This is a genomic window from Paenibacillus uliginis N3/975 (assembly GCF_900177425.1).
GTDB classification, from domain to species: Bacteria; Bacillota; Bacilli; order Paenibacillales; family Paenibacillaceae; genus Paenibacillus_AQ; species Paenibacillus_AQ uliginis.
This window is the reverse complement of record NZ_LT840184.1, coordinates 3,732,746-3,750,010: the sequence shown is the minus strand read 5'-3', so window position 1 is coordinate 3,750,010 and position 17,265 is coordinate 3,732,746. Positions and strand designations below refer to the sequence as shown.

The following is a 17,265-nucleotide window of genomic DNA, read 5'->3' as shown; positions in this document are numbered from 1 at the left end:
TAACATTTAAGAGATCGGTCCCGAAAGGGGCCGTTTTTTTCTTTCCGCAGAATGGTGATTTCTTTACGAGCCGGGTGATGTTACAATAAAATGATCTGAGAATATGTGACATTTATTATAGAAAAGATGGACAGGAGCGAGGATGACATTGAAGGTAATGACTGAACATGAAACCGGATACAGCACCAGCGGGTTAGAGGCTGTCCGAGATCGTTTTGTGGAATGGAATGATGAGTCGTCCGCGGCTCTGATTGAAGATTTAATACGCAAACAGGCTACTGGTGAACTGACACTTGCATTTTGTGGGCATTTTTCGGCGGGTAAATCAAGTATGATCAATGCACTGTGCGGTAAAAAGGTGCTTCCATCAGGCCCCGTTCCGACGAGTGCTAATGTGGTTACGATCCGAAATGGTGCTTCCAAGGCTGTCATTCATCGTCCGGATGGCGGTCTGGGTGAAACGCTGAATGTGAGTACGGAGGAGCTAGCAGCTTACTGTAAAGAAGGCGGGGAGTATTCCGCGATCGAAGTATGGGATGACATTTCAATTTTGGGCGGTCACGGAGTGCTGATGGATACACCTGGTGTTGATTCCACGGATGACGGACACCGGCAGGCGACTCATTCGGCTCTTCATATGGCGGATGTTGTTTTTTATGTGATGGATTACAATCATGTGCAGTCCGAAAGTAATCTATTGTTTGCGAAAAGTTTGTCGGATTGGGGCAAACCGTTGTATTTAATCGTGAATCAGATTGACAAACATCGCGATGAGGAACTGTCATTATCGTCTTATTTAGATGATGTAAAAAAGGCATTTGCCCAGTGGAAGGTCCGTTATAGCGGACTGATGTGCGTTTCTTTGAAAGTGTGGGACCATCCTTACAATCAGTGGAATGAGTTGAAGACCGTCATAGGCAAGCTGCTAGGCAGCCGGGAAGCGCTACTGGATTATAGTGTGGCATGCTCCGCACGTCATGCAGCAGATAATCATGCAGAAGCATATGTTCGGAGTCATCAGGAAGAGAAAGAACAGCTGCTGGATGAAATGGGCGGAGAAGCAGTCGCCGCGGCTTTACATGCCCGAGTGAGAGAATTGGAACAAGAACAAAATACGCTCAGCCAGCTTCCGGACGAGGTAAGAGCCGAGCTCCGTCGTGAAGGAGATCATCTGCTTGCGAATGCCAATCTGACACCAGCAGATATTCGGGATTTGGCGCTGTCCTTTTTGGAGAGCCGCCAGCGCGGGTTTAAAAAAGGATTTCTGTTCGCCTCTGCGAAAACGGAGGAGGAGCGGGCAAAAAGGCTTGAGATGTTCCACCAGCGGCTGGCAGAACAAATAACAGCCCAAGTGGATTGGCATGCTCGAAATTTGTTCAGATCCTTTGTGGAACGATTTGAACCATGGAATAAGGAATGGGAAGGGGTGGTGGATGACCTCCTTCCGACTTTCTCCAAAGATCGTATCACCAGCACAGTCAATCCAGAGGCAGTCATTTCTGGTGAGTACGTGCTCAATTACTGCAAGTTGCTGTCCGAGGAAATCAAGGACAGCTACCGCCGCGCCGTGTCGGAGCTCGCCGACCGGCTGCGGGCCCTGGCGGCGGACGACACCGCCGTCCGCCTGGAGGCGCTGGAGCGCCAGCACGCGGAGCTGCTGGCGCAATCGTCAGCTTCCGCCCGCTATGCTGCTTTGCAGCGTGCGGAAGCTGATCGCGCCCTGGCTGCGGCACAGCTCGTGCCGCAGCTTACCTCCCTCACCCCCGGCCTCCTGCCGGAGGTGAGGGAGCCGGCTGCGCTGCCGAAGGCCGCAGCCAGCGCGGGTTCCCCTGCTGCGCAGCAGGGGAACGGCGGCCCTGCGCCCCAGCGCAGCGCGCCGCAGGGCGCGGCCGGGGGCCGGCGCCAGCGGCTGGAAGCCGCGGCAGCGGAGCTGCGGGCCGCGGCCGCGCTGCTGGCGCCGTATCCCGCGCTGGCCTCGCCCGCGCGGGATTTGACCGCTCGTGCGGATGCGCTCGCGGGCGGCTCGTTCACGCTGGCGCTGTTCGGGGCGTTCAGCGCAGGTAAGTCTTCTTTCGCCAACGCGCTGCTCGGCGAATCGGTTTTGCCAGTGTCACCGCATCCAACGACAGCTGCGGTGAACCGGATTGTCGTTCCGACAGCTGAGCATCCTCACGGGACTGCCGCTGTGCGCATGAAGACGAGAGAGAGCTGGTGGGATGACCTCAAATATTCCTTCAGTGTGCTCGGTTTACCGGAGCCAGATCAGGATAGCTGGAGAAAGACGGCGGAAGGACTGACGCCAGAAGGTGTCCATCCTGCCGGTCTGCCACATTACGGTTTCTTAAAAGCTGCAGCGGCCGGGTGGGATGGTATGAACGGTAAACTCGGTACGACTGAGTCCGTTGGCATGAAAGAGTACCGTGGCTTTGTAGCTGACGAGACGAAATCATGTTATGTCGACGGTATTGATCTATATTACAGCTGTCCGCTCACAGAGCAGGGAATCGTGCTGGTCGATACACCGGGAGCGGATTCACTCCATGCCCGTCATACGGGGGTAACTTTCAGCTATATTAAGAATGCAGATGCGATTGTATATGTTACGTATTACAACCATGCCTTCTCTAAAGCTGATAGGCAGTTTCTATCTCAGCTTGGACGGGTGAAGGACAGCTTTTCGTTAGACAAAATGTTTTTTGTGGTCAATGCCGCCGACTTGGCTTCTTCCCCTGAAGAGCTGGATGAAGTGGTCGCCCACGTCCGCAGCAATTTGGTTACCAGCGGTGTTAGCAGTCCACATATTTTCCCTGTGTCCAGCCTGTTAGCTTTAAGAGGTAAGCTTAGCGAGAATGAAGAAGAGCTGCATGCATCCGGTTTTATGCCGTTTGAGAAATCGCTGGACCGATTCGCACTGGAAGACCTGCCAGGGTTATCGCTGCGGGCAGGTTATGACGAAATATCATCTGCAAGACGGCGGGCTGAAGCCTGGGCTGAGCTTGCCGAGCAGGATGAAGTTACGCGCAGCCGCCGGATCAAAGGTCTTGAATTAGTAGGTGTAAAGGCGCTGGAATATTTCAACGCCTTAAAATCAATAGATATGTCGCGGGAAATCGCTCAGGAATGTGGAGAGTTGCTCTTTCATGTCCGTCAGCGGCTGGATTATGCGATGGGGAGATTTTTTCAAGAAGCATTTCATCCTTCTGTACTCAGGGAGGATGCCGGAAACCTGAAATCCGCATTTGCCGCATGCGGCCGGGATCTGCAGCGTACGCTGTCTGTAGAGCTTGATCAAGAGATTTGGGCGACCACCCTGCGACTGGAGCAAAAGGGTCGTGTATTAGCGGAAGAAGCTGCCCGGCACACACTGCATGACATCAGCAGTCTGACAGAAGGTTTGGAACTCTCCTTGCGTCAGGACAGGGAGTGGGCAACTCCTGAGTTGGAAGAGACCGAGCTGATTGTGGAAGGAGGCTGGCTTTCCTACTGGTCTCACTTCAAGAATCCGAAACATTTTTTCGAAGGACACGGAAGCCAGAAACTACGTGAAGCGGCTGAACCGAAAGTCAAGGACGCGGCAGCTACCGTAGTCAAACAGCGTGAAATCCTTCTTGTAGCCCACTACGCGGAGGAAATTAAGCAATCACTTGAAATGCATTCTAATGTGCTACAGGAACAACTGGAGGAATCCGTCAAAGCGATGGTTGTGTCCTTGCAGGACGGACAATCACCTGATATGTGGCGTAAGCTCTCTGAGCGTCTTTTGGAGTTGGAACAGAGGTTGCCAAAAGTCGGCAAATAGAAAAACAATGTCAAAAGGGAATCCGGATTTTATACGGGTTCCCTTTTAATGTATGGGTTTGCAGATGGTGGTGATGAACCAAGGTGGTCACCAGTCTCTTATTAACATAAAAAGTAAGAAATACGAGCTGTAAAAAACTAAAAAATGACTGTTTTTTCGTGTTCTGATATGTAAAAAAGAAGCCGTTTCCATATCGTCAGGATTAACGAGAATTTCTGACTATTTAATTATGAACGTATGAAAAGTTGCACTAAATGCCTAGTTAAGGACGCATTGGCTGATTTATGACGGTTTATTCTCTTTGCCGCCTTAACAGGTCGATGATAAACTTCATAAATGCTACATAACTGATCGTAAATTTAAGGGAGGAAAAACATGAATGTTCTCAGGCAACTGCAGGTCTTCTTCTGGGAGAAACGAAGCTATCTCTTTCTTTCCATACTGTGTTTGGCGATGGCGACCGCACTTGGCCTCGTGTACCCGCACCTGCTGCAGCGGCTGATTGATGATGCAATCAAGCCGAAAAATTTCAGTCTCGTACCACAGCTAGCCCTAACGGTCGTAGGGGTAGTAACACTCAAAGCTTTCTTACAGTTTTTACATGGATTTTTCGGAGGACGACTCGGTAACTTTTTGGCTTATAAAATGCGGAATGCCTGCTACGAAAAGCTTCAGTTCCTGTCTTTCCGTTATTATGACACCGCTCGTACCGGAGATCTAATGTCCCGTTTAACGGGTGACCTCGAAGCGATCCGGCAATTTATCGGCTTCGGTTTTGCCCAGATTTTGAACGTTGTGCTGATGGTCGCCTTCGGTTCGGCGATGATGCTCTCCATCAGCTGGAAGCTGACTCTGATTACACTAGTATGTATGCCGTTTCTCGTAGTAACAGCGCTAAAGTTCGAATCCAAAATCCATCCGGCTTTCCAGGAAATGCGGCTCGCGTTGAGCTCGCTAACAACGTCGGTTCAGGAGAATATTACAGGCGTGCGTACCGTCAAATCGTTCGCCCGCGAACCGCATGAAGTAGAGAAATTTTCCGGACGAAACGAGCGGTACAAATCCAATCAGATTTTTGCTGCGACTCTATGGGCACGCTTCTTCCCGTTGATGGAGTTGTTCGCCAACATCAGCGTTGTTATCCTGCTGCTGGCAGGCGGGATTATGGTTATTAATGAAGAGCTCACATTAGGTCAACTGGTCGCTTTTTTCAGCTTGATCTGGTACATTATCGGACCGATGTGGAGCATCGGATTCCATATCAACAACTACACGCAATCGAAGGCATCCGGTGAGCGCGTATTGGAACTGCTGAACCAACCGATTGATGTCGAAGATCGGAAAGATGCCGTCACATTAGACCCGTCCCAAGTGAAGGGGCATGTCGTTTTTGATAGCGTAACATTTGCTTACGGCAACAAGATGGCTGCTGTTAAAAACATTAATTTGAACGCGCCACCGGGCTCGGTTATCGGTCTGTTGGGCGGTACAGGTTCCGGTAAATCGACGATCATACAGCTGCTGATGCATGCTTATAATGTGAATTCCGGCAGTATCACGCTGGATGGTGTCAATATTAAGGATATTAAAATCCGTAGCCTGCGCAGCCAGGTTGCCACGGTGTTCCAGGAGACGTTCCTGTTCTCCTCAAGTATCCGCAACAACATTGCATACGGTATGAAGGATGTGTCTATGGATGACATTATCCGAGCTGCAAAACTGGCCAAAGCCCATGATTTCATTATGGAAATGGAGCATGGCTACGATACGATCGTCGGTGAACGCGGCATGGGGCTCTCCGGCGGACAAAAGCAACGGATCGCCATCGCGCGAGCGCTGCTGAAAGACCCGAAAATACTAATCTTGGACGATGCGACCAGTGCGGTCGACATGGAAACCGAGCACGAAATCCAGTCCGGTTTCCAGGAGGTTATGAACGGGCGTACGACGTTTATTATCGCTCACCGGATTTCGTCTCTAAGGCATGCGGATGAAATTCTAGTTCTCGATGAAGGCCGTGTTGTGCAGCGCGGTAAACATGATGAATTGATCATGGAAGAGGGTCCTTATCAGGATGTTTACAAAATTCAATACGCTGACCTGATTGCCCGCCGTGCTGCTTCGGGCAACGTGGAAGGGCAGGTGCAGGCATGAGTGCGGATTTAAATATGGAGAGAAAACCGAAACAGAAGGCTCCACAGGGTGGAAAAGCAAAGGGAGTAACAGGCGAGCGGTTTGTGTATCAGGATGACGATGCGATTGAAAAGCAATTTAACTGGAAACAGCTGACACGGCTCATATCCTATATGAAGCCGTATGCCAAACAAATGGTGCCGCTGATCATCGTGCTTATGATCATCGGTACCGTAACGAAGCTGACCGTACCTTATTTAACGGGTACGGCGATCGACAAGGCCATTGCGCCGGAGTCCGGCAGCCCGAACCTCAATCTGCTGTATAAGATTACGATTGCTGTCCTGGTGCTCTATATCATCCAGTACATCACGGGTATTTTCCGGATAAAATACACAAACATTATTGGCCAGCGGGTTATTTATGACCTGCGGACAGACCTGTTCCAACACATTCAGCGCTTGTCATTTAACTTTTTTGACAAACGTCCGGCAGGCTCCGTTCTGGTACGGGTAACCAATGACGTCAATTCCCTGCAGGACCTGTTCACGAACGGTGTGGTTAACCTGCTAATTGACTGCGTTCAGCTCGTCGGGATCGTCATTATCCTGCTTGCGATCAACTGGAAGCTGGGTCTTGCCGTTATCGTGACGGTACCGGTCATGTTCTTCATCTCCACGACACTACGGGTCCGAATCCGCCGGGCGTGGCAGGATGTCCGCACGAAAAACTCGCGGATCAACTCCCACTTGAACGAGTCGATCCAAGGAATTCGAGTAACCCAAGCTTACACACAGGAAGAAGAAAACATGAAATTCTTCGACCAAATGAACATGGACAGCAAAAAATCGTGGGATAAAGCGTCCGCGATGAACCAAGCCTTCGGTCCGTTGATTGAAATTACGGGCGGTGTTGGTACGTTGATCTTGTTCTGGCTGGGGGCAAGTTTGATTCAGAGCGGGGAGCTGACGATAGGTCTACTTATTGCGTTCTCCAACTACGTCGGAAACTTCTGGGAGCCGATCAACCGTCTGGGGATGATGTATAACCAGCTTCTGGTGGCGATGGCTTCCTCAGAACGAATTTTTGAGTTTATTGACGAGAAGCCTAGCATTGATGACGCACCGGGTGCGCAAAAGCTGCCGAAAATTAAAGGTGACATCAAACTGCAAAACGTTGTATTTGAATACGAAAAGGGCCGTCAGGCGCTAAAAGGGATCAATCTGGACGTTAAAGCCGGACAGTCTATTGCGTTGGTCGGTCATACTGGCTCCGGTAAGAGTACTATAATCAACTTGCTCAGCCGATTCTATGATATAACCGATGGCGATATTACGATCGATGGCCATGATATTCGCAAGGTGACGGTAGAAAGTCTGCGAAACCAGATTGGCGTAGTCCTTCAGGATACGTTCATCTTCTCGGGAACGATTCGGGATAATATTCGTTTTGGGCGGCTGGATGCAACGGACGAAGAAATTGAATCGGTAGCCAAAGCCGTAGATGCCCACGATTTTATCGTGAATATGCCGGGTGGATACGATACTGAAGTTGAAGAGCGTGGTAATATGTTGTCCATGGGGCAACGACAGCTGCTCTCATTCGCCAGAGCACTTCTTGCAGATCCCCGGATTCTCATTCTGGACGAAGCGACCGCATCCATCGATACGGAGACGGAACTTAAAATCCAGGATGCGCTGAAGGTGCTTTTGAAAGACCGAACATCCTTTATTGTCGCACACCGCCTGTCCACGATTCGTCATGCCGACCATATCGTTGTTTTGGACCACGGGCGCGTAATTGAAGAAGGAAATCATAGCCAACTTATGGAAATACAAGGAACTTATTACGGGCTGATTGAAGCCCAATACAAGTTTTTGTAAAATTCGGGAGAAGAAACCTGACTGATTAAGGAGAATTTTGTCGTCCAACTCTTGCAATCTTCTTCAGAAACTACGAAAATAGATAAAGTGGAGTTGAAATCATAGAAGAAGGGAAGCATGAGGGTATAATGAGGATGGAAAGCGTCTTATCTGCGCCTGCACTGCTGGTTCGAACGTTTGAGAAGAAAGATTTGGAATCTGTCACGTCTCTGTTGCGTGAATTAAATTATCCGACTACGCTGAATGTTATGCGTGAACGGATGGAGACGATGGCATGCAACCCGCTGCACTGTAACATGATTGCAGAGCTTGATGGCAAGGTAGTTGGTATGATGATGCTTCGTCAAGTCAAATCTTTCGTAAGGACCGAACCGGTCACTCAAATCACTTCGTTGATTGTAACCTCAAGCTGCCGCAGCCAAGGAATCGGCAAACGATTGGTACGCGGAGCAGAGACATGGGGAAAACAGCAAGGAAGCGACCTCTTGTTTCTCACAAGCGGCAACCGGGAAGGCTTAGCCCCGGCACATGCATTTTTTGAACATATCGGATTTGAAAAAGCGGGTTATCAGTTCGTTAAACAGCTGTAGACTCCTCTTTTTCTCCAGCCCGCTCCTGACCTATGGGATCGGGCTTCTCTTTTTTCACAGGATACATAGTCATCGCAGGAACGGTTTGCTCTTCAACAGTTGAAGGCAAGTCGTTTTTTTTATTTTACAGCTTGAAGGATAATGTGAAGAATTCGAAACATTATAATGTTTTGATTTACAATGCGCCACTCCCATGCTATCGTAAACATTATAACGTTATATCATAAAAAGGTGAGGACAGTGAATGAAAAATTCGTACTACGTCATGTAAAACGCGTGAGCGGAGAAGAGATTGATATTGAGATCGAGAATGGAAAAATTGCCGGAATCACTTCTGCCGGAGAGGGTTGCGGAGCGCATGTTGTGGATGGTTGCGGTGCCTATGTGTCCAGCGGTTGGATTGATATGCACGTTCATGCTTTTCCTGAATTTGATCCTTACGGCGATGAGATGGATGAGATTGGAGTTAAGCTGGGTGTCACGACGATTGTGGATGCCGGAAGCTGTGGTGCCGATCGAATTTCCGAATTGGCTGCACACAGAGAACAGGCAAAGACCCGAGTATATGCATTTTTAAACATTTCGCGCATCGGATTGGTCAGAATCGATGAATTATCGAATCTCGAATGGCTTGATCGGGAATTAGTCAAACAGTCAGTCCAAGCTCACAGTGATTTCATTGTAGGGTTAAAAGCGCGGATCAGCAGAAGTGTGGTTGGTGCAAGCGGGATAGAGCCGCTCCGTATAGCTAGGGAACTTTCCTACGATACAGGGATGCCGTTAATGGTTCACATCGGATCAGGACCTCCGGATATACGGGAGGTAATTTCTCTCTTACAGCGAAATGATGTAATTACACATTACCTTAATGGAAAGAAGAATAATCTGTTCGATGCTGAAGGCAGACCCCTTCAGGAATTCAGCGATGCAATTGGCAGAGGGATTCACCTTGATGTTGGTCACGGTACAGCCAGCTTTTCCTTTAAAGTGGCTGAAGCAGCTAAACAGCACGGTATTGGATTGCATACGATCAGCACGGACATTTACAGGGGAAATCGACTGAATGGTCCAGTGTTTAGTATGGGAAATGTTCTTTCCAAATTTTTGTACTTGGGGTACTCCCTTGAAGAAACCATTGCTGCTGTCACTACACACGCAGCCGCTTGGCTGGGTAAACCGGAGCTTGGGCGAATTCAGGTAGGTGACCGTGCAAATTTGACACTGTTTACGCTGGACAATAAAACAGTCGAGCTCATCGATTCCGAAGGGGAACTCAGAGTTACGAATCAAGTCATTGAAGCAAAGGGAGTGATTGTCGATGGGGAATTCATTGAATGCGAAGTACGGTCTTAAACGAGTCATTAATGCCAGTGGACGCATGAGTATACTGGGGGTGTCTGCTCCGACGAATACCGTGATGGAGGCGATGAAGCAGGGCGGACAAAGCTATGTAGAAATCGCAGATTTAGTTGATAAAGCAGGCGACTACATAGCACGTATTCTCGGTTCAGAGGCAGCTGTCGTTGTAAACTCGGCTTCCAGTGGTATCGCGCTCTCTGTAGCTGCTATCGTTACACGTGGAAACCGCCGCCTAAGCGAACGTCTTCACCAGGAGGATATTAATAAAAGCGAGATTATCATTCTTAAAGGACATAACGTGCAGTATGGAGCTCCCGTTGAAACAATGGTTTATTTGGGCGGTGGAAAGTTAGTCGAAGTCGGTTATGCCAATGAAGGCCGGGCAGAACATATCGAAGACGCCATAACGGACAAAACTGCGGCTGTTCTTTATGTGAAATCGCACCACGCTGTCCAAAAAAACATGATCTCTGTAGAAGAGGCGTGGGAAGTTGCACAGCGTAAAGGCGTTCCACTGATTGTTGATGCGGCAGCAGAGGAGGATATCCAAAAATACGTGAAATACGCCGATCTTGCGATTTACAGCGGGTCTAAAGCCATCGAAGGTCCAACATCAGGAATTGTTGGCGGGAAGCGGACTTATATTGAATGGTTAAAGGTACAGCTTCACGGAATCGGACGCAGCATGAAGGTCGGCAAGGAGTCAACGTTTGGGCTGCTGCAGGCACTTGATGAATATATCGTCAAAAAAGATAACAGTGAGCAGGAAAAAGATGAGCTTCAGAAGCTGATCCCATTAAATGAAGTTCCAGGTGTGCGAGTATCGATTGTGCAGGACGAAGCCGGCCGAGCTATCTATCGCGCAAGGGTTCAGATTGATCCGGGTCAGACAGGAACAACAGCGAAGGAAGTCGCGGAGGGACTCCAAAATGGAGAGATCGCGATCTACACGCGGGATTACGGTGTAAGGCAAGGTTATTTCGATATCGACCCACGTTCGCTTATGGGCGATGATATTGTTGTTATACAAACCAAAATACGTGAATTAGCAGGGGGAAAGTAATATGTCACAAATATCAAAGCGTTTTTATAGAGACCGTGTTGCATTGAATGTATTAACCAAAGGTGTTGAGAACGCTAAAGACATATTTGAAGCGGCAGAGGGATATGTACTGGTCGGCGTATTATCCAAAGATTACGCTTCTGTTGAAGAAGCCGTAACTGCAATGAAAATGTACGGAAAGGAAATAGATGATGCTGTATCCATCGGACTTGGCGGTGGCGACAATCGTCAGGCGGCAATGGTAGCTGAAATTGCTAAACATTATCCTGGCAGTCATATTAACCAGGTGTTTCCAGCTGTAGGAGCGACACGGGCCAACCTGGGTGATCAGGATAGCTGGATTAACAGCTTGGTGTCTCCTTCCGGACGACCTGGGTTTGTAAATATCTCGACGGGTCCGATTAGTTCCGCACAGAGCGAACATGCCGTGGTACCGATCAAGTCGGCGATAGCTCTTGTACGTGATATGGGCGGTAATGCATTGAAATACTTCCCAATGCAGGGATTAAGCCGTGAAGATGAATTCCGTGCTATCGCGAAAGCTTGTGCTGAAGAAGGATTTGCCTTGGAGCCTACCGGTGGTATTGATAAGGAAAATTTCGAACCTATCCTCCGAATTGCTCTGGAAGCCGGCGTGCATAAGGTCATTCCGCATGTGTATACTTCAATTATGGACTCGGAAACAGGTAAAACCAATATTGAAGATGTTCGTGAACTGGTTGGAATTATGAAAAAGTTGGCGGATGATTATGCCTAAGAGAATTGCAGCTTTCGGAGAGGTTATGATGCGGCTCCAAGTGCCCGGATACGATCTGTTGTCACAGAGTAACATATTGAACTATACGTTCTCCGGCACTGGCGTAAACGTTGTTTCCGCTTTGGCGCGCTTTGGGCATACAGGGCACCTCGTTTCCCGTTTGCCCGGAAATTCGTTAGGGGACGCAGCAGCAGCATATTTAAGAAAATTGGGCATTGCCTCATCTTTAATTCATCGGGGCGGCAATTATTTGGGTATGTATTTTTTGGAGAACGGTTTTGGCGTTCGGCCGAGCCGAGTAACGTATAGTAACCGCTTGGAGAGCAGCTTTAATACAGCTCCGGCCGGAGAGTATGATTATGATGATATTGCAGCCCAGATTGATGCAGTACATTTCTGCGGAATCTCACTGGCGATGAATGATGGTGTCCGTCATCATATAAAGTCTCTGGCCCGAGCTGTAAAGCAGCGTGGCGGAAGTGTAATCTTTGATTGCAACTACCGCCCCTCCCTTTGGGGGGAGGATGGATATGTGAAGGCTAAACCGCATTATGAGGAAATGCTTCACCTCTCCGATATTGTAATCATGAATGAAAAAGACGCAATTTATACGCTTGGTATGTTTTCAGAGAAAACGGATCGTACAGAGCAGCTTATGGAGCTGATTCCTGCGGTTGCGAAGCAGTATCAGGTTCAAGTCATTGCAGGAACACACCGGTCCATCAACAACGATAATACGCATACACTGCGCGGATTTCTATTCAAGAATGAATGCTTCAGCTTTTCTGAGCAGCTTACGTTTTCCGTCTATGATAGAATAGGTGCTGGAGATGCCTTTGCGAGCGGAATTATTCATGGTGAGATGGAAGGATTCCCACCGGAAAAGACTGTACGGTTTGCAGCGGCAGCCAGCATGTTGGCGCACACTGTGTCTGGGGATACTCCTATGGCATCGGAAATGGAGATCGTCCGGGCAATGACCGAATCTGTAGGCGATATAGAAAGGTAGTGGAAAGTTGTGAGCTTATCCCGTAAAGATAGGCCCTTATATTTGCAAATCAAAAATATATTAAAGGATCGTATCCTATACGGCGTTTATCCGCTCGGAACCCAAATTCCTTCCGAACCTCAGTTGGAGAAGGAATTCGGTGTGAGCAAAATTACGGTCAGGGGTGCCATTCAAGAACTCGTTCAGGAAGGTTATTTGGAGAAGGGGAGTGGAAAAGGGACAAAAGTAATCCGTATTACGTCCACATCCAAACTATCCAAATGGAAACGATTCACAGAGATTTTGGTTGAAGAAGGACATCAGATTCAAAAACAATGGCTTCGTGCCGAAATGGAGCAGACCGAAGCGGGTACGGAGCCTCATCGTTTGTTTGGCGAGAGCTGCCTTAGGCTGGAGCGTGTGTATTTACTGGATGATGTTCCCTACATTTATTATACTCACTATTTGACAAATACGATCGGTGATTTGGATCTGTCGGATTTAAATGCTCAATCACTGTACGGCTTGTTGGAGGATCAGAACATCTCGCTGGATAAGCTGCGAGATGAGTTTGATGTGGCTGCTCCTCCGGAGCACATAGCGACGATGCTTCAGATCAGCACAGGAAAGCCGTTGTTGAAAAGATCGCGTTATTCCTATGATGAGCAGGGAAATGTGAGAGAATACAGTATTGGCTATTACAATACGGAGCTTCAAAACTATGTAGTAAATTACGAGGTTTAGTCTAGCTCAAGCCGTAATTAAGGCTATCTTCCAACGTTTTTTGTTGGTGGTTAGCCTTTTTTGCGTTGTCTGAAACGTTTCTTTCCAAGATTTGAAGGATGGCTTGTGGTTTCAAACATGTTACACTGTGTTCGTGGTTGATTACAAAAATGTAACTATTTTTTTACTAAAGGAGATGCAAATTCATGAAAAAACCGATGATAAAAAAGATAGTTAGCACTGGTTTCGTAGCCGTTTTGTCCGTAGGTATTATGCTTCCTGCATCTGCGTCTGCAGCAACACCGACAGAAAGTGCACAGAGTTGGCAGCAAAAGATCCAACAACTCTTGGAAAGTCAAGGTTGGGGTGGCAATTTCAATTGGGGTATTCAAAATCCGGATAGCAAGCCGCAAACGGAGAAACCATCCACTCCTGAAGTGGAAAAGCCATCAACTCCACCCGTGGAAAAACCGTCAACTTCTACACCATCGACCAGCAAGCCTGCTGAGCCAGCACAGCCATCAAAGCCTGCTAATACAACCGATAAATCTACTTTTGCAAGCCAAGTAGTAGATCTTGTGAATAAAGAACGTGCAAAGGCTGGTCTAAAACCATTGACTGTTCATGACAAACTGACAGGTATGGCTGTAGACAAGGCTAAAGATATGAATAATAACAAATACTTTGATCATACTTCCCCAACCTATGGTTCACCATTTGATATGATGAAACAATATGGTATTTCTTACGGTTATGCTGGTGAGAATATCGCCATGGGTCAGCGTACGCCGGAGGAAGTGATGAAATCTTGGATGAACAGTGAAGGTCACCGTCAAAACATCATGTCTCCTAACTTTACGATGATCGGTGTCGGTTACTATAACGGTTACTGGGTACAGGAATTCATCAGTCAGAAATAATTCAGATTGTAGCATAAAGAGCAGGAGGGATTACCTCCTGTTTTTTTGTGCATGGATGTAATAAAGTCCAACTCATTTGCAAATTTCACATAGAAGTTTTATGTTTATGTACATATAGTCATGGAGTTGGCCGAAATACTATAGTAGAAGTTGATCATCAATCATTTTAACCGGGGGAGGATCCTCTTGAATTCTTCAAAATGGATATGGCGGATTACCGCATCGGTCTCCGTCATTGTTACTATTGTTCTTCTTGTTGGTTTTATTTATGCCATTCAAGATATTAATTCGCCTCAGGCGGCTCCGTCTTCCGCTACACCATCGGCTCCCGCTCAGAATGAGGGTGATACAGTTGTGAATACGCCCGAATCGGCACCAGAAAAGGACGCTGAAGCCAGAGTGCTTCCTCCTTTACCGGAACAATTAAAGGTCACTGCCATTGGAGATTCCCTGGCGAAAGGTACGGGTGACAATACGGGAAGTGGTTTTGTGCGTCGAAGCATTCAATTACTGAATGACAACGGACGCCAAAGTGAACTTCTTAACAATCTTGCTATTAACGGCTTGACCACAGAGGCACTTTTGCCGAAGTTGGAAGAAAAGGGCATACAATATGCGCTGCAGCAGGCAGACCTCATCCTTCTGTCTATTGGAGGTAATGACTTATTTAAGGGAAGCGGTCTGTTGGAGAACGCTCAGGCTGGCGAGGTCGAATTGGATCCGAAGCAGTTCATGGAGGCGGTGCCCCAGGCAACGGAACGCTTGAAACAAATTTTAGAGCAGATCCGGGTGATTAATCCAGAGGCGAGAGTTGTTTATATTGGTCTCTATCATCCTTTTGAAGACCTAAAGGAACTGCTTCTGCCTGGGAATATCGCTGTTTCAACTTGGAACCATGCGGCACAGCAAGTTGTGAATAGGGACCCTAATATGATGATGGTTCCGACTTTTGATCTATTTCAAGGAAAACTGGATGTTTATTTATCCTCTGATCATTTTCATCCGAACGGCAATGGCTATCAGGCGATTGCCGAACGGATTGCGCAAGGAATCCTCTAGTGTGATGTGAAGGGAGTAGAAGGGATGGTCACAGATCAACAGCAGGACATTGTACTGTCAGTACAGCATGTGAAAAAGAAAATCGGACGAAAATGGATTATTCAGGACGTCACCTTTAATGTCAGGGCGGGAGAGATTTTCGGCTTTCTCGGACCGAACGGCGCGGGTAAGACAACGACAATTCGCATGCTGGTCGATCTCATAAAGCCTACAGAGGGAATCATCAAAGTGTGTGGCTTTGATGTGAACCGGCAGCAAGAGCAGGCGCTTCGCTATATCGGCTCTATTGTTGAGAATCCTGAGGTCTACACCTATTTAACCGGATGGGAAAATCTCGAACATTTCGCTCGTATGCAGCCGGGCATTGATGAGGATCGTATCCGCGAAGTTGTTGATATTGTCCGGATGGACAAACGGATACATGATAAGGTCCGTACATATTCGCTCGGTATGCGCCAGCGGCTTGGTATCGCACAGGCACTCTTGGGCAGACCGAAGCTCCTGATTCTGGACGAGCCGACGAACGGTCTGGACCCGAAAGGAATCAAGGAGATGCGGGAGTTTATTCAGAGGCTTGCCGGGGAAGGCTTGGCAGTATTCGTATCCAGTCATCTACTCAGTGAGATCCAGCTATTGTGCGACCGGGTGGCGATCATAAGCCGGGGTAGAGTTTTAGCGGTCGGCGGCGTAGAGGAACTTATTTCAGGCAGCACGGGATATGTGGTGTGGGATTTGCATCCTGCAGATGCGGGTGATTCGGTTCTTCGGAAGCTGCAGCGCTGTGAAGTGATGGATAACCCGGAGGTATTGCTGGATGATTCAATACTCGCTGGAATGCCGCAGGGCGCGGTGGTTACCCGCATTCAAGAAGAAGACACGGCTTCTGCAGTAAAGCAGCTGGTTTCAGCAGGAGTGGAAGTCCGGGGCGTTAGTCGCATTAATCCAACACTGGAACAGCTATTCCTTCAGATGACGGAAGGTGAGAGCATTGAGTAACATACTGCCGCTTGTGAAGAACGAAACGATTAAAATCGTTAAAAAGAAACGTTTCTACGTGGTTTTGTTAGTCCTGCTTGTTCTGGTGCCGATGTTTACATACGCGCAGATGAAGTCAGCAGAACGCAGTCAGGGTAAATTTAACGGAGACTGGCGTCTAGAGCTGCAGCAGCGGATTACGGATAACGAGAACTCTCTGGGGAGCGACAGGGTGCCGGAAGAGTGGAAGAGGTATCGACAAATATTTATTCAGCAGATGCAATATTATTTGGAGCATGATATCAATCCGAATGAGCCGAACGCTGTTAATTTTACCCGGGAATTTATGAACAACGCTGTGTCTTTGTTTATCCCGCTGCTTATTATGGCTATAGCTTCCGATATTGTGTCAGGGGAACGGACAACCGGTACGATCAAAATGCTGCTGACCCGCCCTGTGAAGAGGTGGAAAGTGCTGCTCAGCAAGCTGATTGCCTTGGTTATGTTCGTCTCGCTGATCGTTATGGCGACATTTATAATCGCTTACTTGATATCCGGCCTTGCTTTCGGTTATAAAGGATTTGAGCTGCCGGTGTTTACCGGGTTCAAAATTATCGGCTCAGACGTCGATATGTCAGCTGTTCATGCAGTTCCCCAGTGGAAATATTTACTTATGCAGGGAGGACTGATATGGTTTGTCAGTCTGGCTGTGGCGATGCTGGCATTCATGGTGTCCGTGCTTGTTCGCAGTACAGCGGCGAGTATTGTCGTCATGATGGCGGCGTTGATTGCAGGTACGATATTAACCAATATGGCATCCGCTTGGAATAGCGCCAAATATTTATTTATGGTTAATCTGAAGCTCACAGATTATTTAGCAGGAAATTTGCCTCCGATTGAAGGAATGACACTTAATTTTTCCCTTGCCGTTCTAGCGATTTGGGCTGGTGTAGCTGTGATCATTTCATTCACCGTCTTTACGAAACGGGACATTTTGAATTAAAATGGACGAGGCA

General features: G+C 48.0%; 14 protein-coding genes. 13 read left to right on the top strand and 1 reads right to left on the bottom strand.

What is annotated here, in order from left to right; translation table 11 throughout:
• Positions 1 to 157 precede the first annotated feature (157 nt).
• From B9N86_RS17680 to B9N86_RS17665, 4 genes are all read left to right on the top strand, one after another.
• Positions 158 to 3,799, top strand: a complete 3,642-nt coding sequence (locus B9N86_RS17680; RefSeq protein ID WP_244562747.1) for a dynamin family protein — start codon at positions 158 to 160, stop codon at positions 3,797 to 3,799.
• A gap of 375 nt (positions 3,800 to 4,174) precedes the next feature.
• Positions 4,175 to 5,953: an ABC transporter ATP-binding protein gene (locus B9N86_RS17675; protein WP_208914466.1), complete on the top strand. Its 1,779-nt coding sequence runs from the start codon at positions 4,175 to 4,177 to the stop codon at positions 5,951 to 5,953.
• Positions 5,954 to 5,967: 14 nt separating this feature from the next.
• The gene (locus tag B9N86_RS17670; RefSeq protein WP_244562746.1) at positions 5,968 to 7,815 is read left to right on the top strand and encodes an ABC transporter ATP-binding protein; all 1,848 of its coding nucleotides are present in this window, start codon (positions 5,968 to 5,970) and stop codon (positions 7,813 to 7,815) included.
• 134 nt (positions 7,816 to 7,949) lie between these two features.
• On the top strand, positions 7,950 to 8,405 hold the full coding sequence (locus tag B9N86_RS17665) for a GNAT family N-acetyltransferase (RefSeq protein ID WP_241933294.1): 456 nt from the start codon (positions 7,950 to 7,952) through the stop codon (positions 8,403 to 8,405).
• Here B9N86_RS17665 and B9N86_RS30670 read toward each other — a convergent pair.
• On the bottom strand, positions 8,392 to 8,514 hold the full coding sequence (locus B9N86_RS30670) for a hypothetical protein (RefSeq protein ID WP_280174939.1): 123 nt from the start codon (positions 8,512 to 8,514) through the stop codon (positions 8,392 to 8,394). The genes B9N86_RS17665 and B9N86_RS30670 overlap by 14 nt on opposite strands.
• A gap of 131 nt (positions 8,515 to 8,645) precedes the next feature.
• Here B9N86_RS30670 and B9N86_RS17660 point away from each other — a divergent pair, with 131 nt between their 5' ends.
• From B9N86_RS17660 to B9N86_RS17620, 9 genes are all read left to right on the top strand, one after another.
• The gene (locus B9N86_RS17660; protein WP_208914463.1) at positions 8,646 to 9,758 is read left to right on the top strand and encodes an amidohydrolase/deacetylase family metallohydrolase; all 1,113 of its coding nucleotides are present in this window, start codon (positions 8,646 to 8,648) and stop codon (positions 9,756 to 9,758) included.
• Positions 9,724 to 10,827: a DgaE family pyridoxal phosphate-dependent ammonia lyase gene (locus B9N86_RS17655; protein WP_208914462.1), complete on the top strand. Its 1,104-nt coding sequence runs from the start codon at positions 9,724 to 9,726 to the stop codon at positions 10,825 to 10,827. Before B9N86_RS17660 ends, B9N86_RS17655 begins: the two co-directional genes overlap by 35 nt.
• Before the next feature lies 1 nt (position 10,828).
• Complete coding sequence (gene dagF, locus B9N86_RS17650; protein WP_208914461.1) at positions 10,829 to 11,584, top strand: 2-dehydro-3-deoxy-phosphogluconate aldolase; 756 nt, start codon at positions 10,829 to 10,831, stop codon at positions 11,582 to 11,584.
• Positions 11,577 to 12,593 carry a sugar kinase gene (locus B9N86_RS17645; protein WP_208914460.1) on the top strand — a complete coding sequence of 339 codons (1,017 nt, stop codon included), beginning with the start codon at positions 11,577 to 11,579 and terminating at the stop codon, positions 12,591 to 12,593. The genes dagF and B9N86_RS17645 overlap by 8 nt, the downstream gene beginning before the upstream one ends.
• A gap of 9 nt (positions 12,594 to 12,602) precedes the next feature.
• On the top strand, positions 12,603 to 13,316 hold the full coding sequence (locus B9N86_RS17640; protein WP_208914459.1) for a GntR family transcriptional regulator: 714 nt from the start codon (positions 12,603 to 12,605) through the stop codon (positions 13,314 to 13,316).
• Positions 13,317 to 13,501: 185 nt separating this feature from the next.
• The gene (locus B9N86_RS17635) at positions 13,502 to 14,215 is read left to right on the top strand and encodes a CAP domain-containing protein (protein ID WP_208914458.1); all 714 of its coding nucleotides are present in this window, start codon (positions 13,502 to 13,504) and stop codon (positions 14,213 to 14,215) included.
• Positions 14,216 to 14,401: 186 nt separating this feature from the next.
• Positions 14,402 to 15,274, top strand: a complete 873-nt coding sequence (locus B9N86_RS17630) for a GDSL-type esterase/lipase family protein (RefSeq protein ID WP_208914457.1) — start codon at positions 14,402 to 14,404, stop codon at positions 15,272 to 15,274.
• A gap of 24 nt (positions 15,275 to 15,298) precedes the next feature.
• Positions 15,299 to 16,270: an ABC transporter ATP-binding protein gene (locus B9N86_RS17625; RefSeq protein WP_208914456.1), complete on the top strand. Its 972-nt coding sequence runs from the start codon at positions 15,299 to 15,301 to the stop codon at positions 16,268 to 16,270.
• Positions 16,263 to 17,252, top strand: a complete 990-nt coding sequence (locus tag B9N86_RS17620; protein WP_208914455.1) for an ABC transporter permease — start codon at positions 16,263 to 16,265, stop codon at positions 17,250 to 17,252. The genes B9N86_RS17625 and B9N86_RS17620 overlap by 8 nt, the downstream gene beginning before the upstream one ends.
• Positions 17,253 to 17,265 lie beyond the last annotated feature (13 nt).

What these genes read in the sequence shown, in the direction of transcription:
- B9N86_RS17635 (WP_208914458.1), top strand. Translation starts at nt 13,502, where the DNA reads ATGAAAAAACCGATGATAAAAAAGATAGTTAGCACTGGTTTCGTAGCC.
- B9N86_RS17665 (WP_241933294.1), top strand. Translation starts at nt 7,950, where the DNA reads ATGGAAAGCGTCTTATCTGCGCCTGCACTGCTGGTTCGAACGTTTGAG.
- B9N86_RS17645 (WP_208914460.1), top strand. Translation starts at nt 11,577, where the DNA reads ATGCCTAAGAGAATTGCAGCTTTCGGAGAGGTTATGATGCGGCTCCAA.
- B9N86_RS17680 (WP_244562747.1), top strand. Translation starts at nt 158, where the DNA reads ATGACTGAACATGAAACCGGATACAGCACCAGCGGGTTAGAGGCTGTC.
- B9N86_RS17655 (WP_208914462.1), top strand. Translation starts at nt 9,724, where the DNA reads ATGGGGAATTCATTGAATGCGAAGTACGGTCTTAAACGAGTCATTAAT.
- dagF (WP_208914461.1), top strand. Translation starts at nt 10,829, where the DNA reads ATGTCACAAATATCAAAGCGTTTTTATAGAGACCGTGTTGCATTGAAT.
- B9N86_RS17670 (WP_244562746.1), top strand. Translation starts at nt 5,968, where the DNA reads ATGGAGAGAAAACCGAAACAGAAGGCTCCACAGGGTGGAAAAGCAAAG.
- B9N86_RS17625 (WP_208914456.1), top strand. Translation starts at nt 15,299, where the DNA reads ATGGTCACAGATCAACAGCAGGACATTGTACTGTCAGTACAGCATGTG.
- B9N86_RS17675 (WP_208914466.1), top strand. Translation starts at nt 4,175, where the DNA reads ATGAATGTTCTCAGGCAACTGCAGGTCTTCTTCTGGGAGAAACGAAGC.